Below are 25,225 nucleotides of genomic sequence, written 5' to 3' on the forward strand. Positions count from 1 at the left end.
CTGAATCAGGAACGGCCACCGGGAATCCATTGGTAGAGGATTTCGGCAGCCGTTGGATAACTGATGAAAGATCTGGGCTAATGGTCCAGAGGAACTCCCCAGTTCCTCTGGACCATTAGCGTTATGTGTTTAGTCGCCGATGTAGAACAGGCGCTTGTTCACAAATTCTTCCATGCCCAGCGGCCCGAGTTCGCGGCCGAAACCCGAGCGCTTCACGCCACCAAACGGCATTTCTGCACCCTCGGCAGCAGCAATGTTCACGTTCGCCATTCCGGACTGCAACCCCATAGCGACCTTCGCGGCGCGGGCCTCGTCGGTGGAGTGCACCGAACCGCCCAGGCCGTAGATGGTGTCGTTGGCGAGCTCCAGCGCTTCGTCGTCGCTGGTGACCTTGTACACGACGGCTACCGGGCCGAAGAGCTCTTCATAGTAGGCGCGCATGTCCTTGGTGACACCGCTGAGTACCGCGGGGGAGTAGTAGGCGGTTGGCCCCTCGTGTAGCACGCCACCGGCGTGCAAGGTGGCACCCTTGGACACCGCGTCCTGCACCTGGGCGTCAAGGTCTTCGGCGGCCTTGCGTGAGGAGAGCGGGGCGAAGGTGCCTTCAAGTTCGGCCAGCGGGTCACCGGGGGTGAGCCCGTCGGCGCGCTTGGTCAGTTCGGCGACGAAACCGTCAAAGATATCGTCCATGACGATCATGCGCTTATTCGAGTTGCAGGCCTGACCGGTGTTGTCGATGCGGAAACCCCACGCGGTTTCGGCGATGCCGGCCACGTCATCGGAGTCGAGGACGACGAACGGATCCGAGCCGCCCAGTTCCAGCACGGCTTTCTTCAGGTTGCGTCCGGCCTGCTCGCCAATGATTGCGCCGGCGCGTTCGGAGCCGGTCAGCGATACGCCCTGAATGCGCGGGTCGGCGATGATCGTGGAGATCTGATCATGGGTGGCGAAGACGTTGTTGTAGACGCCTGTGGGCACGCCTGCCTCGTCCATGATTTCTTGGAGGGCCAATGCCGAACGCGGGCAGGACTCGGCGTGCTTGAGCACGATGGTGTTGCCCAGCATCAGGTTGGGGGCGGCGAAGCGGGCCACCTGGTAGAGCGGGAAGTTCCACGGCATGATGCCAAGCAGCGGGCCGACCGGGCGGCGCTGGACGACTGCCCGGCCTCCGGAGAAGGACTTGATCTCCTGATCTGCGGCCAAGGTTGGACCTTCGGTCGCAAAGTATTCGAAGATCTCCTTGCAGTATTCTGCCTCGCCCACGGCTTCGGACAGCGGCTTGCCCATTTCAATGGTCATGATCTTGCCAAGTTCATCTGCACGATCAGCGAAGAGCTGCGCGACCCGGTTGACGATCTTCGCGCGTTCGTTGATGTCGACGTTCTGCCACGATTCAAAGGCCGATTGCGCCGACGTGAGCGCCTGCTCGACCTGCTCATCTGTAGCTGCCGGGAATTCTTCAACGATCTGACCGGTCGCTGGGTTAAGTACCTTATAGGTCGGGGCGCTCATGATGCTCCTGTCTAGTCTGAGTTGAGGTCTGGTGTGGGTATGTGGATTCCACGATACGCACCACGTCCGTAAAATGAATGTGAATCACTTCACGAAGCGTCTTATTCGAGCATATCCTCAGTTCAAAAATTCAGCCACACGCAGATCCGTTGAAACGTCTGGAATTTATGACTGATTCCTCGCGAATGTCTCCCGTTCGCCGTGGAAAGCAAAACACCCACAAGATGTTCCGAGCAACGTCTTGTGGGTGTATTGGCCGAACGCAGGATTTAGCTGATCGCGGAGTTCTTCCACCAGTCGATTCCGGCGTCGCCCTGGGCGATCTCAGAGATCTCCTTGAGCTCGGACTCGGTGAACTGAAGGTTGTTCAACGCGCCCAGGTTCTCATCGAGCTGCTTGGTAGAGGAAGCTCCGATCAGCACCGAAGTTGCCGCGCCCTCGCGCAGCAGCCAGGCCAAGGACATCTGCGCCAGCGACTGGCCGCGGCGTTGCGCGATGTCGTTGAGCTTGTGGATCTTGGCCAGGTTCCCCTCGGTCAGTTGGGCTTCGAGGGAGCGGCGCCCGCCCTGGCGTTGCACTTCGGTGCCCTTGAGGTACTTATCCGTCAGCAGACCCTGCGCTAGCGGGGTGAACGCGATGGCTCCCATATCTTCCTTTTCCAAGGTAGCCAGCAAGCCATGCTCAACCCAAGGGTTCAAGATGTTGTAGGACGGCTGGTGGATTACCAGCGGGGTGCCCAGCTCGACTGCGATCGCCTTGGCCTGCGCGGTGCGTTCGGCCGAATAGGAGGAGATGCCCACATAGGTGGCCTTGCCCTGGCGCACCAGGGTATCGAGCGCGCCGATGGTCTCCTCCAGGGGAGTCTTCGGATCGTAGCGGTGCGAATAGAAGATATCCACGTAGTCCAGGTTCATCGCCTTCAGCGACGCTTCTGCCGACGCCAGCAAGTACTTGCGTGAACCGTAGGTGCCGAAAGGCCCGGCCCACATCTCGTAGCCGGCCTTCGAGGAGATGATCAGCTCATCGCGGTACGGCATGAAATCCTTGCGCATCATGCGCCCAAAGTTCTCTTCCGCCGAGCCGGCCGGAGGTCCGTAGTTATTCGCCAGGTCGAAGTGGTTGATGCCATGGTCAAACGCGTGGCGTAGGACTTCGCGCTGGGTTGCGAAGGGGCGGTTGTCGCCGAAGTTCCACCACAGGCCCAAAGACAGCGGAGGCAGCACGAGGCCGGAATCACCGACGCGACGGTAGCCGAAGTTCTCATAGCGGCTAGCTGCAGCGACATAGGGGCGGTGGCTGTCTGGATGCGGATTAACGAGTTCGTACTCCACGTAGAACCTTTCTGTAGAAAGACCTGTTGCTATCTGTGCACAACTCTATGGCAGAACTACCGGTTCATCACCGATTTAACGGCCGCGAATAAAAGTGAACCCGAGATCCAGGGGAGGGGCAGCCGAAAACTGCAGGGCATTTATTGGTATGCATCGCGGTTTCTTGTGCGGCGCAGAAGAAGTCACGTCAGCAGAGAATAAGCGCTCCCGCGATAGGGTGAAGTTTGGATATGCTGCAAATAACTGTGAGGACCTTCGTGATTTCCAAAGCGACAAAATCCCTTGCCGCCATGTTGATCTGCGGCCTGCTAGCCGGCTGCTCCTCGGGCGGGTCGGGGCAGAATCAGCAAGAACCCAACGCCTCAAATTCGGCTGTAGCTTCTCCGCCCAAGCCCACACCCGAGCCGCTGCCCGAGTTCGCGCAGGAGTTCAACAAGCGTTCCGATGGCAAGGCGGCCACCCTCACGGTGGGAGCCTCGAATCTCGGAACCAGCCTGAGCGATGACAATATCGGTGTGTCCTTCGAAGCAACCGAACTCAGCGACCCACGCTGGGACCCTGCAGCGGGCAATCTCGATGAAATGCTCATCGGGTTGGGGCAACCCGGATTGCGCTTCGGCGGCAATGTCCTGGATCGGGAAATGTTCTGGACCTCCACCGGTGAAAAAGCTCCCAAGGGCAAGACCCTGGTCACTCCACAAGACCTTGAGCGCGTGATGAAAACCGTCAAGAAGATCGACGCGAAGGTGACCATCGGCATCCCCCTTGGCACCTACGACCCGAAGCGCGGGGCCGATATGGCTAAGCACGCGGCAGAGATTTTCGGTGATCACCTGGTGGGAATCTCCATTGGCAACGAACCCAACGGCTATACCAATGATGCCCGCCCGGGACTCCGGATACGCGAACCTTCCCAGTGGAATGAGAAGAAGTTTGTCACCCAGGTGCGAGCCTATGCCAAGGCAATTGACCAGGAGACCGGGAGCGAGGTTCCGCTCGTTGGTCCCGGAGTCTTTGACGGTTCGTGGATGAGCGCATTTCTCGACGCAAAACTCCCCAACACCACCGCGCTGACCCAGCATTACTACGCGACCTACGATTGTTCCTCGGAGAAAATTCCCGGCCGCGGCCCCGAGTGGCAGAACCTCTTGGACCCGGTGGTGAGCAATAGCGCCAAGAAGATGATTGGCATCGGTTTGGACAAGGCCGAGGCGAAGAAGCTGCCGCTGTGGGTGGAAGAGACCGGTTCAACCAGCTGCCCGGGCACAAACAACACCTCCCGCACGCACGCGAGCGCGCTGTGGACGGTGGACCATATCTTTGACTCCGCACGTTTGGGCGTGGAGCGCATGAACATGCACTCGATGCTCGGAGCCTGCCGCGGAGGCGCGCCGATGTCTGTCGTTTGCTCCGCCGAAGGCACCGGGGAACTGGGCGCAGGGCAGGTGCTGGCCCAGCCGAACTATCTCGCCATGCGCTTGGCGCGCTTGAGCGTCGGTAGCCAGTTCATGAAGACGACGCTCTCCGGAGACAAAAACCTCCAGGCCTACGCCGTCAAGGCGAAAAACAGCCGAGTGCTGGTCACCGTAGTGAACAAGAACGATGCGGCGAAAATATCGAAGAACCCGGTCACGGTGAATGTTCCGCAGGGATACAAGGCCACACGGGCGGCACAGATCCATGCCCCAGAAAACGGTGCCATAAAAGCCACCGAGCTGACGGCCATAGCGCCATTCGCCGCCAAAGGCAGCGGCGTGGCCAAGAATGCCTCAGAGAAGCTGCAACTGGATGTGGCGGCAAGCAGCGCCACCACCATCGAGTTCACCAAGCAGCGCGCGGAGGATTAAAATGAAGAACCGATCCGCGGGGTCAAGGAGGTAACGTCCGCGCGGACCGGTTCTTCTAATTCACTCGCACCCTTGAGAAGGTAATAACCACTCTAGGAGGAGATCCTTACCGCCAGCTGGGTGCCAAGTTAACGCTTCCTAGGATTTAGCGTGCCTAGTAGTTTGATGGTGGGTCGGAGGCAGGGAATGATTCGTCTTCCCATTCCTCCACCATCTCCTCGTCATGATCGTGCTTCACGTGAGCTTTGGCTTGTTCTTGAGTCTCGGCGCCGACTTCTTCGTCTGGATGATTGCTCATGATGCTCCTTCCCTCGCAGGTCTAGGTGTCTGGGCGGTCAAACCGCCGACCACATACCTTCAGTGTCATACTTTTGCCGGTCAATGTCGATAGAAAACCGGCAGCGCCGCCCGCGCCGCGCGGACGTAAATTGCCCGCTGGCCCCCGACAGGATTTAATCGCTTATATGCCAATGATCAATAACCCCGCAGATAATTCCGAGATCTTCTTTGATGACGACGGTGCCGCGGGCGAGCCGATTCTTTTCCTGCACGGGTCGGCGCTATCTCGCTCGATCTGGCGCGGGCTGGGATACACCAAGGCGCTGGGCGGCAACCGCCGCACCATTCGCATGGACCTGCGCGGCCACGGCAAATCGGTGAAATCCCACCGGGCCGCCGATTACACCATGGAGAAAATCGCCGGCGATATCCATGCGGTGCTCGATCACCTAGGTATTGCTGCCGCACATGTCATCGGCTATTCCTTTGGCGCTCGCAGCGGGCTGCAGGTGGCGATGCAGAGCCCCGAGCGCGTGCTGTCCTTGACCATGCTCGGCGGCACCTTTGAGATCACCGACGGGGAAATCGGCAAGCTCTTCTTCCCCGGCTACCTCGACGTGCTGCGCCAGGGGGACATCGAAGGGTTTGTGACCGGTCAGGAAACCAGGGGACGGCTGGATCCCGCTACCAGGTTTGCGTTCCTTTCCAATGATCCGCTGGCCCTGGCCGCCTACTATGAGGCAGCGGAAACGGTGCAGAATATCGCGCTGAACCAGCTGGCTGAGATCACGGTTCCCACCTTGCTGCTCATCGGCACGCGCGACCAGCCGCGCTTCGAGCAGAATAAGATCATGGCTCGCGCCATGCCCAACGCCCGCATGGTGGCTCTGGCCGGGCGGACCCACGGCAGCACGCTCTACCCCATCGAACCGGTGGTGAGTGCGATCGAAAATTTCTGGACGGTACCGCGAGCATGAGCCGGGCTGCCTTCAACCTGGAACGCATCGCCGCGGGGTTGGCGTTCGGTCCCAGCCGCGCGGAACTGCACGCCGCGTTGTGTGCCCATCCAAACCAGCCGCTGGTGATTCAGGCGCCACCGGGCTCGGGCAAAACCACCATCGTTCCACCAACGGTGGCCGAGGCGCTGGCGGTGCAAGGACTCACCGGAAAAATTATCGTCACCCAGCCACGCCGGGTGGCGGCACGTGCCGCGGCCCGGCGCCTGGCCCAGCTCGATGGCTCGGCCCTGGGGGACCGGGTAGGTTTTGCGGTACGCGGGGAACGCCAAAGCTCCGCGAACACCCAGATTGAATTTGTCACCGCCGGCCTGATGCTCCGCCGGCTGCTGGGGGACCCCGACCTGGCGGGGGTCAGCGCGGTCATCATCGATGAGGTCCACGAACGGTCCATCGACACGGACCTGTTGCTGGCCATGGTCAACCAGGTCAGCGAATTGCGTGAGGATCTCAGTCTGATCGTCATGAGCGCCACCCTGCAAGCCCGGGAGCTGTCGCAGCTGCTGGCCCGGCAGACCCCGGCCCCGGTGCTTACCGCCAACACCGCGCAATTCGAGGTGGCCGAGCTCTTCGACAGCTTTGCCGGTAGGCGCAACTCCGAGCGCGGGTTGAGCGACGAGTACCTGCGCCATGTCGCTCAGGTGGCGGTGAAGCATTCGCGCCAGCAAAACCGCGGTACCAAGTCAACGGTAGATACCTTGGTCTTCGTTCCCGGAGCACGCGAGGTCGACCGGGTCTGTGCCCAGATCGGCGCCTCGGGCATCCAAGCCTTTGCACTGCATTCGCAGATCCCCACCAAGGCCCAAGACGAGGTACTCAGCGAGCCTTCGGCTGCGCAGGGACCGCGAATTATCGTTTCCACCTCGATCGCCGAATCCTCGCTGACCGTACCGCGCGTCCACCTGGTGATCGATGCCGGCTATGCGCGCGAACCACGCAGGGACGCGGCACGTGGCTTTGGCGGCCTGGTGACGGTGGTCGCCAGCCGTGCCGCGGCCACGCAGCGTGCCGGCCGTGCCGGGCGGCTCGGGGCAGGAACCGTGGTGCGGACCCTTGACCCCAAGTCCTTCGCGGCCGCACCGGCTCATTCGGCCCCCGAGATGCAGACCGGAGACCTGGTGCAGGCCGCGCTTTCTCTGGCCGCTTGGGGTACCCCGCGCGGTGAAGGGCTCGCCCTGTGGGAGGAGCCGCCGCCGGGCACGATGCGCACCGACGAAGAGGTGCTGCGCAGCTTGGACGCGTTGGACGAGCAAGGAAAAATCACCGCCCTGGGCGAACGGATGGTGAAGATTCCGGCCGACCCACGCACCGCCCGCGCCTTGCTGGCCGGTGCCGAGCATTTCGGCTCGCGTCCCACCGCGGAAGCGGTCGCACTGTTGGCGAGCACCGAACGCATCGCCAACGCCGATCTGAACGAGCTGCTGAGCTCCGTTCGCCGGCCTTCGCATCCGGGACACCGGGCCTGGGTGCAAGAAGCCAAACGTCTTGAACGCCTCGCCGGGCAGGTTCCGGCCGTGGATCCTGACGGGGCGCTCGCCGGAGTCTGCGCTCTGGCCTACCCGCAATGGGTGGCGCGCAAGGTCCAGGACAACGACTACCTGCTGGCCTCGGGCACACGCGCTTCGCTGCCCCGCGGAAGCCATCTGGCCCACTATGAATTCTTGGCCATCACCGAGGTCACCCGGGCCGGGACCAGCACCGGAGCGGTGATCCGCCGCGCCGCAGGTATCGAGTGGGAACAAGTACTCGGCCTGCTGGGCCACCTGCACCGGATCACCGAGAGCGCGAAACTGGTGGACGGGAAAATCTCGGCACGCAAGGTCGAATCCTTCGGCGCCATCGAGCTTTCCGCCCACCCGATCAAGGCCACCAAGGAACTCGGCCGGCAGGCGGCGGCAACGGCGTTGCGCGAGCAATCGCTGGCGCTCTTTGGCGAGCAGCCGGCCTTTGAAGCGCTGCGGCGCCGGATGGCGGTGGCCTACCGATTACTGGGTGCGCCTTTTGTGCCGGTAGATGAGCCGACGCTGGTGCAGACGGCGCAGCAATGGCTGGCCTCCGGCCTGGAGCAGATCGCCGCGGGGAAGCCCGCGGCGCAGGTCGACTTCGTCGGCGCGTTGCGCGCCCTGTTGCCGTGGCAGCATGCGCACGAATTTGACTCGTTGGTTCCCGAGCGATTGCAGGTCCCTTCCGGATCGCGGATTCGCATTGGCTATCCGCCGGTGGATGAAACCGGTCCGGCGGTAGTGGCGGTCAAGCTGCAAGAATGCTTCGGGCTCAGCGAATCTCCGCGGTTGGTGCGCGGGAAGCTTCCGGTGCAGTTCCATCTGCTTTCACCGGCCGGCAGTCCGCTGGCGGTGACCGAAGATCTCATTTCTTTCTTCAACGGACCCTATGCGCAGGTACGCGCCGAAATGCGCGGCAAGTATCCGCGGCATCCTTGGCCCGAAGACCCGTGGGAACATCAAGCGACGGCCTACACCAAGAACCGCCTGCGCCGCGAAAGCTCAAAATAGCAGGTTAAACCTCGTTGGCCGGCACCGCCAAAGCGGTGCCGGCCAACGCGGTTCTCGTTTTCCAGGAACGCGGGTTAGGCGAAGGCCGAGATGCCGGTGATGTTGCGGCCCATCAGCAGCGCCTGCACGGTTTCGGTGCCTTCGTAGGTGTGGATGGCCTCGATGTCGGCAAAGTGGCGGGCCACGCGGTTGCTGGTCAGGATGCCGTTGCCGCCGAGCAGGTCGCGTGCATTCGACGCGATCTGGCGCGCGGTACGCGTGGCGGTGTACTTGGCCAGCGAGGCCTGCGGACCGGTCAGTTCGCCGCGGGCTTCGCGTTTCGCGGACTGCACGGCGAGCAATTGGATGGTCGCCAGTTCGGACTGCATCCGAGCCAGGCGTTCCTGCACGATCTGGCTAGCTGCCAGGGGGCGGCCGAATTGGATGCGCTGCTTGGCGTAGAGCACCGCGGATTCGTAGCATGCGGTGGCATGGCCCACGGCCGACCAGGCGACCCCCAGCCGGGTGGCGAACAGCACCCGTGCGGTGTCCTTGAAGCTGTGCGAATCCTCAAGCACCTCCGCGTCGGCCACGAAGACGTTTTCCAAGCGTATATGCGCCTGCCAGATGGCGCGCAGCGAGAGCTTGTGCTTGATGGTCGTCGCGCTGTACCCGGCGGAATCCTGATCGACCAGGAAGCCGCGGACGTTGCCCTCGTCGTCGCGAGCCCAGAGAACGGTGATGCCGCCAATGGAGCCGTTGCCGATCCACTTCTTTTCACCGTTGAGCACATAGCCGCCCGCAACCCGATGCGCGCGGGTTTCCAGACCAACCGAGTCCGAGCCGTGGGTTGGCTCGGTCAGCGCGAAGGAGCCGGCAAGCTCCCCGGCGAGCATCGGCAGGCCGTACTTGGCTTTCTGCTCCGGGCTGCCGCAGTACATGATCGAGCGCAGCGCCAGCCCGCCCTGGACGCCCACGATGGTGGCCACCGAGCCATCCCCACGGGCCATTTCCATATTGATCAGTCCGGCGGCCATGGGGCTCATGGCAGGCAGCCCGTCCACGTCCAGGCCATCACGCAGAAGGCCGTAGTCGCCGAGCTTCTTGATCAGATGCACCGGGTAGTCTGCCTTGTCCCAGTATTCGTGAATATCGTCCTTGACCTCTTCGAGGATGAACTTGCGGGCCCTGGCGCGCCAGTCGGCGTCGGCCGGATCGACCTCGGCCAGCACGCCGGTGGGGTCGATATCTACCCCGTCTGCCCAGAGGTCGTACTCGGGCTCCACAACACCGGTGGGAAACTCGAATTCGGTGTGCTGCTGGGTCATTTGGGGGCGCTCCTTTTGCGGAAGGTCAAAAACTATTCTTCAACCAGCCTAGTGGAACGCAGTGTCATGTCAAGAAACTAGGTGTCACTGCTTGTGTTCACGCAGGGCTTTTGCCACCGCATCGAACACGGTCTGCTCATCGCTGCCTTCGTCGAGCACCGAGACCATCACCCGTGGCGATCTGGCCGAGGTTTTCGGAGCATTGCTCGGATCCAGTAAGTCGACGAATCGGTCCAGGAATAAACGCACATCCCTGGCCAAGCGCTCCCTGTCGGTGGCCGAAGGGTCGCGCAGCCACAACCGCAGGTGGTCATTGTGGATGGCGACTAGCCCTGCGCTGATGCCTAGGCAGAGGGCACGATGCGGCGCACTGGCGGCAAGTTCCCGGGCGGACAGGAAGTCGTAGAAGGCCCGCTCGTAGCGATGGGTGGAAACTAGTTCGCGTTCCCGCAGCGAGGGCACCGAAGATAGCAGGCGGTGACGTAGCTGCGCCGCCTCGGGATTCATGGTGTATTGGTCGAATACCACATGCGCCGCATCGATCAGGGTCTGGGTTGCGCTGACCGAAGAAGCCGCAAGGGTCGTTTTGACGTGGGTGATGATCATTTCCTGATCCGCGAACACCATGTTTTCCTTGGAGCCGAAACGGCGGAAGAACGTGGAGCGCGACATTCCGGCTGTCGCCGCAAGCTCGTCGACACTTGTTGTGTCGAACCCTTGGGTGATGAGGAGGTCCAGGGCTGCTGAAGGTACGGCGGATGAAGAGATCATGATTCTTGAATTTAGCATGTTTCCACTTTTCAGCTCCGGCTCACGGGACTAAATGATTGTGATCATTCCCCGGGGTGACTACGCTGAGGTTCAAGGCCACTCATTTCAGGAGTGTGGCCGGAAAACAACTTAGAAGAGAAGTGAGGGCCCATGGGAATCTCTATCGCAAACGCCGCTCTACGTTTGGTCAGTGGCGCATTCATTCTCAACAGCGGAATCAACAAGCTGCGCATCGATGAGGCTAGCGCCGCCGGACTGCAGCAGCTTGCCTCCAACGGCATTCCTCAGCTGAGCGAGTTGGAGCCCGCAGCATTTGGCAAGGCGGTCTCGGTATCCGAAATCGCGCTGGGCAGCGCATTGCTGCTGCCGATCATTCCCTCGCGCCTAGCCGGCCTGGGTCTCGGGGCTTTCTCGGGTGTCCTGCTGTCTTCCTACCTGCGCACTCCGGGAATGACCGAATCCGATGGCATCCGCCCAACGAGCGACGGGACCGCGTTGGCAAAGGATGTCTGGCTTGCCGGCATCGCCGTGGCCTTGATCTTCGGCCGCCGTGCAGTCAAGCAGGCTAAGAAAAAGTAGTAGTAATCTCAAGCTATTGAGCAGAGCATTGGGTTCGACGTAAGTTTGACTTAGGGCTGCAGGTTTTCAGTAGTCACTATCAAGTTTCTAACTAAAAGGAGAACCCATGGGTTTCTTGGATAACGCAAAAAAGAAGCTGGGCGAAGCAGTCGAAAACGTCAAGGAATTTGCTGGTGATGCATCCGAGAACGTCAAGGAATTCGCTGGTGATGCATCCGAGAACGTCAAAGAGTTTGCTGCCGACGCCACGGAGAATGTGAAAGACTTCGCTGCCGACGCGCAGGAAAAGATTGGCGAGACGGTCGAGAAGGCCAAGGGCGAAGATAAGCCGGACCAGTCCGCATAAGTTTCCTCAGGACCTGAACAGGTGCGGCTCCGCGTATAAAACGCGGAGCCGCACCTGTTTTTATTGTCTTGGATGGCTAGCCGGCCGGTTTCTTTTCTGCGGAATTCAAGAACACAACGACCAAGACCGCGGCGATGGCCACCAGGCCGGGCAGCATGAGGGCCTGGCCCAAGCCCACCGCGGTGGCCTCGCCTATCGCGTCGGCGCCCTGGGCCCGGACCTTGAGGATCTGTGCGGAAACGCGCGATTCCATCATCACGGCGATCAACGCCGAACCGAGCACCGAGCCGATCTGCCGGGTGGTGTTATAAATGCCCGAACCGGCTCCGGCGTCGCGCGGGGTCAGATCCTTCGTCGCGGCCAGCGAAAGCGAGGGCCAGATCATCGCGGAGCCAAGGCCCTGCACGGTGGAAGGGATCAGCAAGGTCCACAGCGGTGTGTCGGCATGCATCATGAAGGCGTACACCACCGTCGCTCCACCGAGCAGTGCAAAACCGGGCACCGCAAGGGTGCGCGGATTGAGCCTATTAACCGTCTTGCCCAGCACCGGTGCGGCAAAGATCGCCACAATGGCCATCGGCGAGATCATCAAAGCCGACTGCGTGGGGGTCAAACCACGCACATTTTGCAAGAAGAACACCATCGGCAGGCTCATGGTCGCGATGCTCAGGCCCATGCAGCTAATGGCGAGGTTCGCCAAAGAGAAATTGCGAACGGCGAACAGGCGCAGCGGAACCAGGGGTTCCTTGGCCGTTTTCGATTGCCACCAGATGAAGACGCCAAAGAGGACTATGCCCAGAGATATCAGATGCCAGGAGGATAGCGGGCCGATAAACGGTTCCCAATTCGTCGCCTCGCCCTCCTGGATGCCAAAGACCAGCGCAAACATGGCAACCGCCGAAAGCAGCACTCCGACCCAATCGAAGGAGTGCGCCTGCGGTGCCAAGCGGGGCACGAATTTCAGCAGCATGATGAAGCTGAGGACCGCAATGGGCAGGTTGATGAAGAAGATCCATTCCCAGCCGATGGAATCCACCAGCAGCCCGCCGGCAATCGGGCCGGCCAAGGTGGCGATACCGGCCACCGCGCCCCATAGGCCCATCGCAGCTCCGCGGTGCTGGTAGGGGAAGAGCCTGGTAATCAGCGTCATTGCCTGGGGTGAGATCAGTGCCGCGCCCAGGCCCTGAACTGCTCGGGCAAAGGTCAGCGAGGCCAGTGAGGTTGACAGTCCGCACCAGAGGGAGGCGAGCGCGAAAATCAGCAACCCGATCAGGTAGATATTACGCGGACCAAAACGGTCACCCAGGCGGCCGGTGATCAGCAGCGGCACCGCGAAGGTGAGCAGATAGGCACTGTTGATCCACAAGATCCCCGAGATGTCTGCATCCAGGGATTCCATGATCGCGGGCATGGCCGTGGACACGATGGTGGTGTCCAGCAGGATCATGAAAAAACCGATGACCAGAGCCCAGAGGGCGTTCCACGCGGTTTTTCTATCAAAGTCCGATTCGGGGCTCACAATTTTTGGCACTGACCAAGAATAATGCTTGCATGGTGAAACTAAAATAGCTGGGTGGGCTTGGCGCCGGAATCAGTCGAAGCTCACAGTGCCATCGATGCGGGTGGCCACATCGCCACTGACCCAAACACCATATTCGGTCGCCTCGATATGCAAGATGGCTTCACGGCCCACACGCGTTCCCTGGCGCACCGTATAGCGCTGCGGGGCAAGGCCGGTTTTAGTCAGCCACACGCCAAATCCGGCGTTGAGCGAACCGGTCGCCGGGTCCTCTTGTATGGCTTCGCCCGGAACGAAGGCCCGGACCTCGAAGTCTGCCGGAGGCTGCAGCACCACCGAGCCGAAGCGCTCCTCCGAACGCGTCTGATCGGAGTAGTCCAGGGGACGTAATTCTTCGCGGGTTCCGGAGATCCGCGGCAGCACGGTGGCGTGAGGCTGCCAGACACCCTGAGTCACGCTTGACGCGGTGTACGGGCCAATGACTCCGAGCTCCAAGCCGTCCAGGGCCGCGTAGTCCGGTTCGATCCCCAGCACCAGGTCGGCGTCGCGCAGCACCAGCCCTGCATGGTGCGGGCCGTTGACCAGCCACTGGTGCGCGATGACGTCTTCTGCGTTGATCCCTAGCCCGGAGATCGCCCACTGCAGCACGTCGGCTTCCAGCGGTCCGCTGCGAGTCAGCGGGGGAGCGAGAAAGGCGAGGCGGCGTGCGTGGTTCTCCCCGGCCTCGCGTTCGATCCGAACCTGGATCAGCCCTGCATCGCATTGCTGAATCAGATGCCCGTTCGGGCTGGCTTCGCCGCCCGCCTCGATCCAGGCGTGCGCGGCTCCAAGAGTTGGGTGCCCGGCAAAGGGCAGTTCGGTGGTCGGGGTGAAAATGCGTATCGCGTAGTCGGCTTCGGCGTTGCTGGGGGTAACGAAGAAGACGGTCTCGGAAAGGTTCAGCCACTGGGCAAAGCGCTGCATCTGCTCGGAGTCCAAATGATCTGCCTCAAAGACAACGCCGAGCCCATTGCCATTGAAGGCAGTGGGGGCAAAAACGTCAACCTGCTGATAAGCAAATGTGCGATACATATAAGCATCGTGGCACATTATTCAGCAGGTTGACACGGTGTTACGCGGTTGCACCCGTCATGACGGCAGGCTCATAGCGCGAGCACAGGTTAGTACCAATAGTGAGCTACATCGATCACCAATCGCGATCCCTGATCCGGGCCGGAGAGGACGAAGACCCGCATGGGCAGCCTTGCCCGCGTGGACATTCCGACCTTGGTTTGGCCTTCAAAACTTCCCAGCCAAACTTGCTGGCGGAAGGTCTGATAGTTCAGCGTCTTGACGGTGGTTCCCGGGTTGTAGCTCGGGCTGGCGCCGGCCTTCAGCAGAATTTCTAGTCGAGCCCCGCCTGTGGTGCTCACTTCCTTCCCCGATCCAATACCGGTAAGTTCGCTGACATATTTCACCGAGTAGCCGGCCGGGTTGCCGTTCAGGTCCAGGACCATCCGGTCAAAGCAGGTGTGGCGTCCGGTACGGATATTCGTCATTGACGACGTAGTTGAGCTGGTTGAGGTTTTGGCTAGAGAACCCCAATATACGGTTTCGCAAGCGGTCGCTGGGCTAGCGGCCGGGGCGGCTGCCGCCACGGGTGCCACCGAGAGCATCGTTGCTGCAGTGAGCGCTGTGAGTAATCCGAGTTTGGTGCGGCGCATGTGAACCACCGGCTTTCTATCGATTGCGCCCTGGAGCCCGGTTCGAGCCCTTGAGACTACTAAAACCCCGCCGCCAACGAGGTGCAATAGCCCGCAGCGAACTGGAATTCATCTGGTGCGCTTCCGTAATGCGTGCGGGCTCTGCGGGGTTTACCCGAGGTGTCGCACAGCCTTCGGCTAGGGTCATGTGACATGCTTTAAAGATGTTGCCAAGCCCATCCGCACCAATCGATGACACTGTCGACGAAGTTATTGAAGTTTCGCGCTTCCTACCCGAATCGTTGCAATTTCTGGTGGTTGTCGCCGTTGGATTAACCATTGCCGCGATCCTCGCCTTCGTGATCAGCGGACTGACCCACCGCATTTTCCAACGCACCGGGCTCGGGGAGATCAACGTCAAGGGCGCGCGGATTCCGATATTCGGCACCTTCGCCTCGATCATCCTCAAAACCTCGATCCTTGCCTTCCAGCGGGAAGCCGAGGGCTACAAGTTCTGGCAGTTTGCGCTGCTGATCTGCCTGGTCTTCTTCCTCACCTGGCTGATTATCGTGCTGGTGAAGATCGTCGAAGAAGTGCTGCTGGCAAGAATACGAAGCCGCTTCGGCCCGGGCCGCCGGCTGGCCAAGGTGCAGACCCAGGTGGGACTGCTGCGCCGCGTGCTGATAGCGGTCTTGTGCATCATCGCGGTAGCCGCCGTGCTGCTGACAATCGAGCAGGTCAGGGCGTTGGGCGCAGGTATTCTTGCCTCAGCCGGCCTGGCCTCGGTAGTTGTTGGCCTGGCCGTGCAGTCCTCGCTGGCCAACGTGTTCGCCGGGCTGCAGATTGCCTTTACCGATTCGGTTCGCGTGGATGACATCGTGGTGGTGGAAGCCGAACGCGGCACGGTAGAGGAAATCACGCTGACCTATGTGGTGGTGCTCCTGATCGACGGTCGCCGCATGATCCTGCCCTCGACCTACTTCACCACCACGCCATTTGAGAACTGGTCGCGGCGCAGCACCGAAATCGACGGAAATATCACCCTGCAACTGAAGCTCAATGCACCGATCGATTACCTCCGTACCCGCACCACCGAATTGCTTGAATCCTCGGATTGGTGGGACGGCCGAACTAACAGCCTGCTTGTGACCGACACCTACGGCGGGTTGCAAACGGTGACCATTTATTTATCTTCCAGGGACCCGGGGGATCTGTGGAACCTGCGCAATATGCTGCGTGAGAAGCTCTTGAGCGAGCTGGTGCAGGGCTACCCGGAATGCCTGCCGGATCCGCGCACCATGCAAAATCCCAATATGTAGTGCGGGCTCCGGCTCAGAGGCGCAGCGCCGCCGGGCCGTAGTCGAGGTACTGCTGCTCGCGGGAGGTCGACTCGCGCAACGCCTGGATGAGCAGTTCGGCCTTGTCGATGAGGTCCTGGATCATCGTATCGTCGCGTTCGATCCAGATGAACTCGGGGACGGCCTGCACCGGGACGAAGTTATGGTGCTGTTCCCAGACGAATAAGGTCCGCTGCGCGCCGATGACATGCTGCTGCCAGAGCACCTGGCGCAGGTAGTTCTTCGGGATCTTCTTAAACGGCTTATTGGTGGTCTTGATTTCGGCGAGCACCGGAGAACCGTCCTCGTCGAATCCCAAGCCGTCGGGGGTTGCCAGGTGCAGCCTCGAATGCTGCGCATGGAATAGCTGGGAGGAGGGGAAGATGTTGAAGTTCTCCTGCACCCAGGCGGCGATCACCGGTTCGCGGCGCCGTCCGTGGTCGGTGTAGGTATTTCCGGAGAACCCCGAGCCATAGAGCTTGTCCCAGGCCGCATTGCGGATGGACTTCTCCGTGGATAGCTTGGCGACGTCGGTGGCGGTGATGCCCTGTGCCCGTGCCCGCAACCATTCGATGCGGTTGGTGGAATCTGCCAACACTCGTTGGAGGCATTCATGGTCAATCCGAGGCACGCTAGTCACCTGATCCATTGTTCCCCATAAAGGGCCCGAACGCGTGCAGCATCGCTGGCGACGGTGCGTGAGCCTAGTCGCTGACGTGGGCGATGGCCGCTAATAATTGCTGCAGTGTAGGGGTGTCGGTGCCCCGGAACTTCTCTTCGCCGTTGGTGAGCAAACGGATCACCGGTGTTGAAGCCACACCCATTTCCTGGCCGCGGCTGACCTGTTCGACGACATCGATCTCTTCGACGGCCAGCTGCGGAAGCAGCTTCGCGGCGCGCAGGACTACCTGCCGGGTCCGCACGCATGGGGCGCAGAAAGGCTGGGTATACAGTTCAAGCTTCATCGCCTTCGAGCCTACTGCGAAATGGCCCCGAATGCGGCGAGCTGGCTCCTACCGCGGGATGAGATCGCCCACCAAGAACTCCATCGGTGCTCCGAGGCATCAAGCGGGAGAACTTGGGAACATTGAAATATGCTTCAGAACTCGAAGGTTTCCAACCCACTTATTTCGGCCAGAGGGCTCACCCGCAGCTATGGCACCACGCACGCGCTGGACGGCATCGATGTTGCTCTGGGACTCGGGACCGCGGTGGCCATCATGGGCCCCTCGGGGTCGGGAAAGTCCACCTTGCTCCATGCTCTGGCCGGCATCGAACTGCCGGACTCAGGCACGGTGACACTCAACCTTCCCGGCCAGGGGCCAATACAGGTCGAGCAGCTCAAGGACGCCGCGCGCACCAAGCTGCGCCGCGAGGCGTTCGGATTCGTCTTTCAATCGGGTCTGCTGATTCCCGAGCTCACGGCCGAGGAAAACGTGGCCATGGCCCTGATGATCAATGGCGTGCCACGCGGCGCAGCAATCGCGCGCGCCGTGGACGCCTTGCAGCAATTGGGCCTCGCCGGAATGGAGCAACGCCGGATCGGCCAGCTCTCCGGCGGCCAATCCCAGCGCGTGGCGATCGCCCGGGCCCAGGTCACCGGGGCCAGCGTGGTCTTTGCCGATGAACCGACCGGTGCCCTGGATTCGGTCACCGGCACCGAGGTGCTGGACACCTTGCTGCGCTGCACCGTCGGGGCAGGGAAGACCCTGGTCATGGTCACCCATGACCGGCAGGTCGCCGCGCGTTGCGATCGCGTGCTAACGCTGCACGATGGAAAGATCACCGCAGATGATGCACTGGTTGAGGGGCACCGCTCATGAATATCCTGCATATGGCGTGGCTGCTGGGGCGGCCGACCAGCGCCAGCCGCACCCCGCAGCTGCTCACCGTAGGCGCCTATACGATGGTCAGCGCCATGGTGCTCATCGTGCTCGGCGGGGCCTGGTCCTTCACCAAACTGGACGGCGAAGCGCAAAGCTTCTATGTTCCGCTGGCGGCGTTCGCCTTGGTGCTGCTGATCGTTCCCTTGCTCGTGCTTGGTTCCTCGGCCGCGAAGCTTTCGGCGCGGGCCCAAGACCGGGCCCTCTCGTCCCTGCGACTGCTGGGGGCCACCGGATTCCAGGTGCGCGCCGTGGCGGTCACCCAGGCGGCGGTAACCGCGCTGGTCGGTGCCCTGGCCGGAGTGCTGCTGTATCTTGCGCTGGCTCCGGCCGTGGCGCTGGTCCCCTTCCAGGGCCAACCCATCGGCACGGGGATCTTCTTGCCGGCCGGTGCCGCGGCCTTGGCGGTCCTGGCCGTCGTGCTGCTTTCGGTGATCAGCGCGCTGGCCGGACTGCGCAAGCTGGTAATCACCCCGCTCGCCGTGGCGACCCGGCGTGTGGCTCCGGTGCCCAGCTGGCTGCGTGCGGTGATTACGGTGGGCAGCATCGTGGTGCTCTACTCGCTGTTCACCAATGTGGGTTTGCTTCCGGTGGATTTGGGCGTGCTGATCGCGATCATCATCGGTGGATTCGCGCTGGGCTTGCTGGCGCTGAACCTCATCGGACCGTGGCTGGTGGCCAAGGTGGGTAAATCGAAGCTGAACAAGGCAAACAATGCGGAGCAGCTGCTGGCGGCCCGGATGATCCTGGAATCTCCGGTGGCCGCCTGGCGCCAGGTCTCCGGAGTGGCCATGGCCTCCTTCGTGGCGGTGATCGGCGGCACCGGGGCGGCCATGTTCGGCTTCGGCGAAGCCCAGGCGACCGGAACCTGGGAAGACTATCTCGGCACGGATGTGCTCACCGGCGTGCTGGTGACCCTCGGCCTGGCACTGATTTGCGTGGCTATCTCCGCGGCGATCAGCCAGTGCGCCGGTACCTTGGACCGCGAAGAGCTGTATTCCGGGCTGGGCAAGCTGGGAATGGACCTGGCGGTGATCAACGCGGCCCGGGTGAAAAGCCTGATGATCCCGGCGCTCACCGTGGCGATCGGCTTCGCGGTGGCGTCCGTGGTGCTGGTGCTGCCATTCGCCTCGCTGGCGCTGCTGATGAAACCGCTGACGGTGGGCACGGTGCTGGTGGTGCTGGTGGCCGGGCTGCTGATGATCCGGGTGTCGCTTAACATTGCAGACCCCCGCCGGTTGTTGCCGGCTGGTTCACGTCGTGACTAATGAACCGGGAAAATGTTAGGTGCCGCTAAAGCGATTCTGCGCCGTGAGGCGTGGATTACATGTCCTTCGTGTTGCGTATTGAATCACAATCAGCGTAATGTTGCATGCGGTTCGCATAGGCTAACCTAAGTAACCGTTATCTCATGACAACTCGCAACGTCTGGATTATGACCCATGAACATTTCGCGCCGTGCTGGCCTGCTGGCCGCATCCTCCGCAATTTTGGCACTCGGCCTCAGCGCCTGTGGCTCAGCTTCTTCTACGGAACCAACCGCCTCGGCGACCGCAGAGACGAGTTACGCACCGGTGAGCATCGAGCACATCTACGGTGAAACCGAGATCACCAAGAAGCCAAGCAAGGTAGCCACCATTTCATGGGTCAACGCAGACGCGCTGCTGGCGCTGGGCACCGTTCCGGTGGGCATGGATATCGACGCCTATGGGCAGAACGCCAACAACTCGACCGACTGGAAGGACGCGAAGCTCGAAGAGCTGGGCGCTTCCATCGGCTCGGAGAAGGCTCCGACCCAGTACGACATCGCCGACGGCGTGAACTTCGACGAGATTGCCCGATCCAAGCCAGACGTGATCTTCGCCGCCTACTCGGGACTGACCCAGGAGCAGTACGACAAGCTCTCCAAGATCGCCCCGACCGTGGGACCGCTGAAGGCCAACTACCTCACCAGCTGGCAGGACACCACCGAAGCGGCCGGCGAACTGCTGGGCAAGAGCGAGCAAGCCGAGAAGCTGGTCTCGGATCTGGAAGGTGAACTGTCGGCGCAGGCGGAAAAGTTCCCGGCGCTGAAAGACGCGACCTTCGCTTCGGTAGACCTCTCCAGCCCGAAGACCATGTATGTCTACGCCACGGGGGACAACCGCCCGCGTTTCCTGACCTCGCTGGGCATGAAGCAGGCGGAGATCGTCACCAAGAACACCCCCAAGGACGCGTTCTTCTTCGAATGGTCCCCGGAGCGCGCTAACGAGTTGGATGCAGACGTCGTCTTTGCCTCGGCGCTCGCCGGGGACGACCTCGACGACGTGGTCAAGAGCAATAAGCTCTACGGCCAGCTTCCTGCGGCAGCGACCGATTCGGTAGCGATCCTCGGCGACGATCAGGCAGTTCTCTCGGTTTCGGCGGCATCCCCGCTGTCCATCGAATGGGCAATCGACAACGTGGTGCCCACCATCGCCAAGGCCGCAGAGAACGCGGCTAAGTAAGCCTCAAGAATTCACCGCCAAGTAGTGCAATTGCGCTTCCAGGGAGCTGCTAGCCGCGCCGGCCAGGCGCGGATCCAGGTCGGGGTAGACAAGATCCAGCAATTCCGCTGGCTCGGCGTCTGCCCCGGCCTTGCCGAGTTTGGCCAGGGCAACGCGGACCTGCTCCAGGCGAGACTCGCGGTGCTCCCGGTAGGCGGTCAGCAATTTATGCGAGCCAGCATGCTGCTCGCCATGGGCTGGGTGCAGCGGCATGTCTGCCAAGGCCGAAAGCCGTGCCAAGGAGTCCAGATAGTCGGCCAGCGTTCCATCGGGATGCTCAAGAATAGTGGTTCCGCGGCCGAGCACGGTATCTCCGGTGAACAACGCACCTTGCTGGCCTTCACGGACAAAGCACACCGAGTCCGAGGTGTGGCCCGGGGTGAAAAGCACGCGCAGGGTGGTTGCGCAGAATTCGAGCCGCTCGCCATCGACCAATGGTTCGGCGTTCCGGCAGAATTCCGCGAGCCGGGCCCGCACCGGTGCTCCGGTCAGCTCATGCAGCAGCGGGATCCCTCCGGAATGATCGCCATGGCGGTGCGTCAACAAAATCATTTGGACATCAAAGGCCGCCAACGCGTACAGATGCGCTGGCATGTCGGGCCCCGGATCCAGCACCAGGACTTCGGTGTCGTGGCTCAACTGCGTGGTCTGCGGGTCGAAGAGCAGATAGGTATTTGTCCCCTCCAAGGTCATTTCCGAGGGATTGTCCGCGCGCAGCACGGCAATACCGGGGGACAAAACGGTGGGAAAAGCAAGATGTTCCATGACAACGAGTGTAGGAAGCAATGACGGCCACCGAAAGCACCAAGCGCAGCAGCGCGCCGAAGATGAAGCTGGGACGTAAGATTGCCGCCTGCCTGGGCCTGCTGGCCGTGCTGGGGATTGCGGTGATCGCCTCGCTGATCTTTGGTGCGCGACCGGTTGCGCTGGGGACCCTCGCGGATTCTTTTACGAACTTTGACGACGGCGTCTCGGACCATGTGGTCGTGCACTCGCGCATTGCCCGGACGGTGGGAGGAATTGTTGTCGGCGCCGCCCTTGGACTCTCCGGTGCCGCCATGCAGGGGTTGACCCGCAACCCGTTGGCAGACTCCGGAATTCTTGGCTTGAATGCCGGCGCGGCCCTAGCGGTCGTTACGGGTATCGCCTTCTTTGGAATGACTTCCCTGACCGGCACCATGATCGCCGCCTTCCTCGGCGCCGCGGTGGTGATGGCCTTGGTGTATGTGGTGGCCAGCGTGGGTCGTGAAGGCGCCACGCCGATCAAGCTTGCCCTATCCGGCGCGGCCCTCTCGGTGGGATTCACCGCGGTGACCAGCGCGGTGCTGATGGTTTCAACCCTGGCCCTGGACGAGTTCCGCTTCTGGCAAATCGGCACGCTGGCGGCCCGGGGCGTGGAAACCTACCTGCTGGTCATCCCGGTCGTTGCCGTCGGTGCGTTGATCGTGCTGGGCACCGCGCGGGTCTCCAACGCGGTGGCCATGGGCGACGATTCGGCGACCGCGCTGGGCTTCCGGCTGGGACGGGCGCGAGTCCTCGGATCGGTGGGCATCGTCTTGCTGGTCGGAACCGCCACCGCGGTGGCCGGGCCCATTGCCTTTGTCGGGCTGATGATTCCGCATGCGGTGCGGCTGCTCGTCGGCTCGGACTACCGTTGGTTGATGCCGGCGAGCATCATCGCCGGGCCGATCCTGCTGCTGGTCGCGGACACCTTGGGGCGGGTGATCAATCCGCCGGGTGAAATCCAGGTCGGCGTGATGTGCGCAATTCTTGGAGCGCCACTGTTCATTATCATGATGCGCAGCGGCATGAAGTCGGTGACCCTGTAATGGCACCAGTACAAAGCGCGCTGCCCGCCCGGCGCAGGCAGCGAGTGCTCTCCAGCGTGCTCTGGCTGACGCTGGCTTTCGTCGCAGCCTCCGTGGCCTATATTTTCTGGGGCCGGGACAGGCTGCCCGCCGAAGAGATCTTCGCGGTCTTTTCCGGTGAAACGGTGCCCGGAACCAGCTTCATCCTGCTAGATGACCGGTTGCCGCGCATTGCGGTGGGCGCCCTTGCCGGGGCCGGGCTGGGAATTTCTGGTTCGCTCTTCCAGCGGTGGCTTGCCAATCCGCTGGCGAGCCCGGACGTGATCGGCGTGGGCTTCGGGGCGGCCACCGGCGCCATCGTGGCGCTGATCTACTTCGGCACCACCGGATGGCAGCTGAATGCCGCCGCGCTGGCCGGCGGCTTGGCCGTGGCGGCCCTGATCTACTGGCTGTCGGCTTCGGGCAAGCGAACCGGTTCCCGGCTCATCCTGGCCGGTCTGGCCATCGGTGCGATGCTGCAGGCAATCATCCAGTATCTGCTCACCCAGGCTCAGCTGAACACCGCCGGAGATGCGATGCGCTGGCTGACCGGGTCGCTCGCGCCGAGCACCTGGGAACGTGCCACGATCCTGCTGGTAAGCCTGGGAATCCTTGCGCTCTGCTTGCTTCCGATTGTGGTGCGGCAGCTGAAGCTGCTGGAGCTCGGCGATGATGCGGCCGCGGCGCTGGGCCTGAACGTGTCCCGGGCGCGCATCTTGCTGGTGTTCGTGGCCGTGGCATTTGGCGCCATCCCCATTGCGGTCACCGGACCGCTGTCATTTGTTGCGTTTCTCGCCGGCCCGATCACCGCCGCGCTGACTCGCGGGGCGATAAATATTTGGCTCGCCGGGCTGACCGGAGCGGTCATTGTGGTCGTTGCAAACTTTTTCGCCGCAAATCTGTTTTCGGATTTGTCGCTGCCGGTGGGCGTAATCACCGGTGCATTCGGCGCACCATTCCTGATTTGGGTGCTGGTGCGTTCCAACTCAACAGGAAGCGGGGGATAACCCATGGCCCAACTCCAGGCAACCGACCTGACCCTGGCCTATGACAAGGTCACCATCGTGGACGAGCTGTCCCTGGACATCCCCACCGGGCAGGTGAGCATCGTTGTCGGGGCCAACGGCTGCGGCAAGTCCACCTTGCTGCGGGCGCTGTCGCGTCTGATGCGCCCGGCCGGTGGCCAGGTGCTGCTCGACGGGCAGGATATCCACACGCGCCCGGCCAAGGAGGTGGCCCGGACGCTCGGGCTGCTTCCGCAGTCGCCCACCGCGCCGGACGGAATTACCGCTCGCGAGCTCATCAGCCGTGGCCGCTACCCGCATCAGGGGCTGTTCAAGCGCTTCGGCCCCGAAGACGAGGCGGCGGTCAACCGCGCCCTGGACCTGACCGGCACCATGGAGCTGGCGGACCGCGCGGTTGACGAGCTCTCCGGCGGACAGCGCCAACGCGTGTGGATCGCCATGGCCCTGGCCCAGGAGACAGAGCTGCTGCTGCTCGATGAGCCCACCACCTTCCTGGACGTAGCCCACCAGCTCGAAGTGCTGGACGTGATCAGCGAGCTGAACCGCACCCGTGGGATCACCGTGGTCATTGTGCTCCATGACCTGAACCTCGCCGCACGCTATGCCGATCACCTCGTGGCCCTGCGCGGGGGAAAGATCTACGCCGCCGGCCACCCCAACGACGTGGTGACCGAACGCACCGTCAAGGACGTGTTCGGCATGCCCAGCCGGGTGATCCCGGACCCGGTAGCCGGCACCCCGCTGGTGCTCCCGATCGGCCGCCACCGCGTGCTGCGCACCGAGAACGTGCTGGCCGCACAGGGGATCGTGCGCTCCGCCGAGAGTGCCCAGGCCCCTAAGCCGGCGGCGCAACCGCCGAAGCCTGCGCAAGCCGAGGCGGAACAGGAGACGCGGATGCGTCCGGGCTCCGAGCATCTGGCAACCCTGGCCTACCAGTGCAGCGTCTTGCGCACCCAGGATCTGGCGCCCTCCTTCCGGCGGATCACCATCGGCGGCGCCGACCTGGCGCACTTTGGAACGAACAGCCACCCGTTGGATATGCGGATCAAGCTGCTGCTGCCGCCTGCCGGCGGTTCGGCATTGACCCCGCAGATCGCGGCCCTGCGTCCACGGGCCCTATCCAGCCCGGCGGAGCAGGAGGGCTGGTACCGTCGCTGGCTGTCGATCGACCCGGCGACACGCGGATATATGCGCACCTACACGGTGCGCGCCTTCCGGGAGATGGGGCACCGCGACAACCTCGGGGATACCGCCGAGCTGGATATCGACTTTGTGATGCATGGCGAGGTTGTCGATGGCCGCCTGCGCGGCGGCCCGGCGACCGAATTCGCCGATCGGGCGCAGATCGGCGACGAACTGCTGCTGCTGGGGCCGAACCGGGCGTTGAGCGATGAAACCTACGGTGGAATCGAATTCCGTCCGGGAGGCGCCGGCCGCGTGGTGCTGGCCGGCGACGAGACCGCGGCCCCGGCAATTTGTGCGATTCTCGAGGCGCTGCCATCCAATGTGACCGGCCACGCCCTGATTGAGGTTCCGGAGACCACCGACATTCTGGGCGCTTCCACCCGCTCCGGAGTATCGGTGCAATGGCTGACGCGTGGCACCAGCGAGCATGGGGTGCTGCTTGCGGCGGCGGTACGCGACGTGGTGGCTATTCCGGCGGCCGGCGCGGTGCATACCGACGCGGATCCCGAAGACATTGACGTGGACGCGCAGATCCTGTGGGAAACCGGCGCCGCAGAATCCGCACCGTTCTATGCCTGGATTGCCGGCGAGGCGGGCATGGTCAAGGACCTGCGCCGCTATCTGGTGCGCGAGGCAGGCATTGACCGAAAGCAGGTGGCCTTCATGGGGTACTGGCGTCGCGGAAAGACCGAAAACTAGGCGAAGCAGTTAGAGATGAGGG

23 protein-coding genes are annotated in these 25,225 nt (G+C 62.4%); 12 read left to right on the top strand and 11 right to left on the bottom strand.

Annotated elements, in window-relative coordinates:
- Positions 1-129: 129 nt before the first annotated feature.
- Both CQ019_RS17710 and CQ019_RS17715 read right to left on the bottom strand, forming a co-directional pair.
- The gene (locus CQ019_RS17710) at positions 130-1,512 is read right to left on the bottom strand and encodes an NAD-dependent succinate-semialdehyde dehydrogenase (protein WP_105554525.1); all 1,383 of its coding nucleotides are present in this window, start codon (positions 1,510-1,512) and stop codon (positions 130-132) included.
- A gap of 269 nt (positions 1,513-1,781) precedes the next feature.
- Positions 1,782-2,843, bottom strand: coding sequence for an aldo/keto reductase (locus CQ019_RS17715; protein ID WP_105554526.1), 1,062 nt, complete (start codon positions 2,841-2,843; stop codon positions 1,782-1,784).
- A gap of 257 nt (positions 2,844-3,100) precedes the next feature.
- On the opposite strand from CQ019_RS17715, the gene CQ019_RS17720 reads away from it, so the two are divergent.
- Positions 3,101-4,690 carry a hypothetical protein gene (locus CQ019_RS17720; RefSeq protein ID WP_146113395.1) on the top strand — a complete coding sequence of 530 codons (1,590 nt, stop codon included), beginning with the start codon at positions 3,101-3,103 and terminating at the stop codon, positions 4,688-4,690.
- Positions 4,691-4,844: 154 nt separating this feature from the next.
- Here CQ019_RS17720 and CQ019_RS18620 read toward each other — a convergent pair whose 3' ends face one another.
- A complete protein-coding gene (locus tag CQ019_RS18620) occupies positions 4,845-4,988 on the bottom strand; it encodes a hypothetical protein (protein ID WP_176484320.1) in 144 nt (47 codons plus the stop codon).
- 166 nt (positions 4,989-5,154) lie between these two features.
- Between CQ019_RS18620 and CQ019_RS17725 the strand changes: the two genes are divergently transcribed.
- Both CQ019_RS17725 and hrpB read left to right on the top strand, forming a co-directional pair.
- On the top strand, positions 5,155-5,946 hold the full coding sequence (locus tag CQ019_RS17725) for an alpha/beta fold hydrolase (RefSeq protein ID WP_258134091.1): 792 nt from the start codon (positions 5,155-5,157) through the stop codon (positions 5,944-5,946).
- Complete coding sequence (gene hrpB, locus CQ019_RS17730) at positions 5,943-8,498, top strand: ATP-dependent helicase HrpB (RefSeq protein ID WP_105570285.1); 2,556 nt, start codon at positions 5,943-5,945, stop codon at positions 8,496-8,498. Before CQ019_RS17725 ends, hrpB begins: the two co-directional genes overlap by 4 nt.
- A 74-nt stretch (positions 8,499-8,572) precedes the next feature.
- Here hrpB and CQ019_RS17735 read toward each other — a convergent pair whose 3' ends face one another.
- Positions 8,573-9,805 (bottom strand): acyl-CoA dehydrogenase family protein, encoded by a 1,233-nt coding sequence (locus tag CQ019_RS17735; protein WP_105570286.1) that lies wholly within the window; start codon positions 9,803-9,805, stop codon positions 8,573-8,575.
- Positions 9,806-9,889: 84 nt separating this feature from the next.
- The gene (locus tag CQ019_RS17740; RefSeq protein ID WP_181148615.1) at positions 9,890-10,576 is read right to left on the bottom strand and encodes a TetR/AcrR family transcriptional regulator; all 687 of its coding nucleotides are present in this window, start codon (positions 10,574-10,576) and stop codon (positions 9,890-9,892) included.
- A 150-nt stretch (positions 10,577-10,726) separates the two neighbouring features.
- Between CQ019_RS17740 and CQ019_RS17745 the strand changes: the two genes are divergently transcribed.
- Together CQ019_RS17745 and CQ019_RS17750 are read left to right on the top strand one after the other, a co-directional pair.
- Positions 10,727-11,155: a hypothetical protein gene (locus tag CQ019_RS17745; RefSeq protein ID WP_105570288.1), complete on the top strand. Its 429-nt coding sequence runs from the start codon at positions 10,727-10,729 to the stop codon at positions 11,153-11,155.
- Between the two features lie 106 nt (positions 11,156-11,261).
- Complete coding sequence (locus CQ019_RS17750; protein ID WP_105570289.1) at positions 11,262-11,501, top strand: YtxH domain-containing protein; 240 nt, start codon at positions 11,262-11,264, stop codon at positions 11,499-11,501.
- 76 nt (positions 11,502-11,577) lie between these two features.
- On the opposite strand, the gene CQ019_RS17755 is transcribed toward CQ019_RS17750, so the two are convergent.
- From CQ019_RS17755 to CQ019_RS17765, 3 genes are all read right to left on the bottom strand, one after another.
- Positions 11,578-13,032, bottom strand: coding sequence for a DHA2 family efflux MFS transporter permease subunit (locus CQ019_RS17755; RefSeq protein WP_105570290.1), 1,455 nt, complete (start codon positions 13,030-13,032; stop codon positions 11,578-11,580).
- Between the two features lie 60 nt (positions 13,033-13,092).
- Positions 13,093-14,091: a PhzF family phenazine biosynthesis protein gene (locus tag CQ019_RS17760; RefSeq protein WP_105570291.1), complete on the bottom strand. Its 999-nt coding sequence runs from the start codon at positions 14,089-14,091 to the stop codon at positions 13,093-13,095.
- Positions 14,092-14,180: 89 nt separating this feature from the next.
- The gene (locus tag CQ019_RS17765) at positions 14,181-14,723 is read right to left on the bottom strand and encodes a hypothetical protein (protein WP_105570292.1); all 543 of its coding nucleotides are present in this window, start codon (positions 14,721-14,723) and stop codon (positions 14,181-14,183) included.
- Positions 14,724-14,926: 203 nt separating this feature from the next.
- On the opposite strand from CQ019_RS17765, the gene CQ019_RS17770 reads away from it, so the two are divergent.
- Complete coding sequence (locus CQ019_RS17770; protein WP_105570293.1) at positions 14,927-16,021, top strand: mechanosensitive ion channel family protein; 1,095 nt, start codon at positions 14,927-14,929, stop codon at positions 16,019-16,021.
- Between the two features lie 13 nt (positions 16,022-16,034).
- Here the strand turns inward: CQ019_RS17770 and CQ019_RS17775 are convergent, their stop codons facing one another.
- Both CQ019_RS17775 and CQ019_RS17780 read right to left on the bottom strand, forming a co-directional pair.
- Positions 16,035-16,679 carry a YqaJ viral recombinase family protein gene (locus CQ019_RS17775; protein ID WP_258133763.1) on the bottom strand — a complete coding sequence of 215 codons (645 nt, stop codon included), beginning with the start codon at positions 16,677-16,679 and terminating at the stop codon, positions 16,035-16,037.
- A gap of 64 nt (positions 16,680-16,743) precedes the next feature.
- Positions 16,744-17,004 carry a thioredoxin family protein gene (locus tag CQ019_RS17780; RefSeq protein ID WP_105554536.1) on the bottom strand — a complete coding sequence of 87 codons (261 nt, stop codon included), beginning with the start codon at positions 17,002-17,004 and terminating at the stop codon, positions 16,744-16,746.
- Positions 17,005-17,133: 129 nt separating this feature from the next.
- On the opposite strand from CQ019_RS17780, the gene CQ019_RS17785 reads away from it, so the two are divergent.
- The 3 genes from CQ019_RS17785 to CQ019_RS17795 all read left to right on the top strand — a co-directional run bounded on the left by CQ019_RS17785 (position 17,134) and on the right by CQ019_RS17795 (position 20,408).
- Positions 17,134-17,862, top strand: coding sequence for an ABC transporter ATP-binding protein (locus CQ019_RS17785; protein WP_105570294.1), 729 nt, complete (start codon positions 17,134-17,136; stop codon positions 17,860-17,862).
- Complete coding sequence (locus CQ019_RS17790) at positions 17,859-19,190, top strand: FtsX-like permease family protein (RefSeq protein WP_105570295.1); 1,332 nt, start codon at positions 17,859-17,861, stop codon at positions 19,188-19,190. The genes CQ019_RS17785 and CQ019_RS17790 overlap by 4 nt, the downstream gene beginning before the upstream one ends.
- A gap of 174 nt (positions 19,191-19,364) precedes the next feature.
- The gene (locus tag CQ019_RS17795) at positions 19,365-20,408 is read left to right on the top strand and encodes an ABC transporter substrate-binding protein (protein ID WP_105554539.1); all 1,044 of its coding nucleotides are present in this window, start codon (positions 19,365-19,367) and stop codon (positions 20,406-20,408) included.
- 3 nt (positions 20,409-20,411) lie between these two features.
- Here CQ019_RS17795 and CQ019_RS17800 read toward each other — a convergent pair whose 3' ends face one another.
- Positions 20,412-21,212, bottom strand: coding sequence for an MBL fold metallo-hydrolase (locus CQ019_RS17800; RefSeq protein ID WP_105570296.1), 801 nt, complete (start codon positions 21,210-21,212; stop codon positions 20,412-20,414).
- Positions 21,213-21,232: 20 nt separating this feature from the next.
- Here CQ019_RS17800 and CQ019_RS17805 point away from each other — a divergent pair, with 20 nt between their 5' ends.
- Genes CQ019_RS17805 through CQ019_RS17815 form a run of 3 tightly spaced genes read left to right on the top strand, consistent with a single transcriptional unit; the run spans position 21,233 to position 25,203 of the window.
- Complete coding sequence (locus CQ019_RS17805) at positions 21,233-22,276, top strand: iron ABC transporter permease (protein WP_105554541.1); 1,044 nt, start codon at positions 21,233-21,235, stop codon at positions 22,274-22,276.
- A complete protein-coding gene (locus CQ019_RS17810; RefSeq protein WP_105570297.1) occupies positions 22,276-23,301 on the top strand; it encodes an iron chelate uptake ABC transporter family permease subunit in 1,026 nt (341 codons plus the stop codon). Before CQ019_RS17805 ends, CQ019_RS17810 begins: the two co-directional genes overlap by 1 nt.
- Positions 23,302-23,304: 3 nt before the next feature.
- The gene (locus tag CQ019_RS17815; protein ID WP_105570298.1) at positions 23,305-25,203 is read left to right on the top strand and encodes an SIP domain-containing protein; all 1,899 of its coding nucleotides are present in this window, start codon (positions 23,305-23,307) and stop codon (positions 25,201-25,203) included.
- Positions 25,204-25,225 lie beyond the last annotated feature (22 nt).

It is taken from the genome of Arthrobacter sp. MYb229 (genome assembly GCF_002975405.1).
Classification (GTDB): Bacteria; Actinomycetota; Actinomycetes; order Actinomycetales; family Micrococcaceae; genus Glutamicibacter.

Coding starts and splice junctions, on each gene's coding strand:
- CQ019_RS17710 (WP_105554525.1), bottom strand. CDS start 1,512: ATGAGCGCCCCGACCTATAAGGTACTTAACCCAGCGACCGGTCAGATC.
- CQ019_RS18620 (WP_176484320.1), bottom strand. CDS start 4,988: ATGAGCAATCATCCAGACGAAGAAGTCGGCGCCGAGACTCAAGAACAA.
- CQ019_RS17725 (WP_258134091.1), top strand. CDS start 5,155: ATGCCAATGATCAATAACCCCGCAGATAATTCCGAGATCTTCTTTGAT.
- hrpB (WP_105570285.1), top strand. CDS start 5,943: ATGAGCCGGGCTGCCTTCAACCTGGAACGCATCGCCGCGGGGTTGGCG.
- CQ019_RS17735 (WP_105570286.1), bottom strand. CDS start 9,805: ATGACCCAGCAGCACACCGAATTCGAGTTTCCCACCGGTGTTGTGGAG.
- CQ019_RS17740 (WP_181148615.1), bottom strand. CDS start 10,576: ATGATCTCTTCATCCGCCGTACCTTCAGCAGCCCTGGACCTCCTCATC.
- CQ019_RS17745 (WP_105570288.1), top strand. CDS start 10,727: ATGGGAATCTCTATCGCAAACGCCGCTCTACGTTTGGTCAGTGGCGCA.
- CQ019_RS17750 (WP_105570289.1), top strand. CDS start 11,262: ATGGGTTTCTTGGATAACGCAAAAAAGAAGCTGGGCGAAGCAGTCGAA.
- CQ019_RS17760 (WP_105570291.1), bottom strand. CDS start 14,091: ATGTATCGCACATTTGCTTATCAGCAGGTTGACGTTTTTGCCCCCACT.
- CQ019_RS17765 (WP_105570292.1), bottom strand. CDS start 14,723: ATGCGCCGCACCAAACTCGGATTACTCACAGCGCTCACTGCAGCAACG.
- CQ019_RS17770 (WP_105570293.1), top strand. CDS start 14,927: ATGTTGCCAAGCCCATCCGCACCAATCGATGACACTGTCGACGAAGTT.
- CQ019_RS17780 (WP_105554536.1), bottom strand. CDS start 17,004: ATGAAGCTTGAACTGTATACCCAGCCTTTCTGCGCCCCATGCGTGCGG.
- CQ019_RS17785 (WP_105570294.1), top strand. CDS start 17,134: ATGCTTCAGAACTCGAAGGTTTCCAACCCACTTATTTCGGCCAGAGGG.
- CQ019_RS17790 (WP_105570295.1), top strand. CDS start 17,859: ATGAATATCCTGCATATGGCGTGGCTGCTGGGGCGGCCGACCAGCGCC.
- CQ019_RS17795 (WP_105554539.1), top strand. CDS start 19,365: ATGAACATTTCGCGCCGTGCTGGCCTGCTGGCCGCATCCTCCGCAATT.
- CQ019_RS17800 (WP_105570296.1), bottom strand. CDS start 21,212: ATGGAACATCTTGCTTTTCCCACCGTTTTGTCCCCCGGTATTGCCGTG.
- CQ019_RS17805 (WP_105554541.1), top strand. CDS start 21,233: ATGACGGCCACCGAAAGCACCAAGCGCAGCAGCGCGCCGAAGATGAAG.
- CQ019_RS17810 (WP_105570297.1), top strand. CDS start 22,276: ATGGCACCAGTACAAAGCGCGCTGCCCGCCCGGCGCAGGCAGCGAGTG.
- CQ019_RS17815 (WP_105570298.1), top strand. CDS start 23,305: ATGGCCCAACTCCAGGCAACCGACCTGACCCTGGCCTATGACAAGGTC.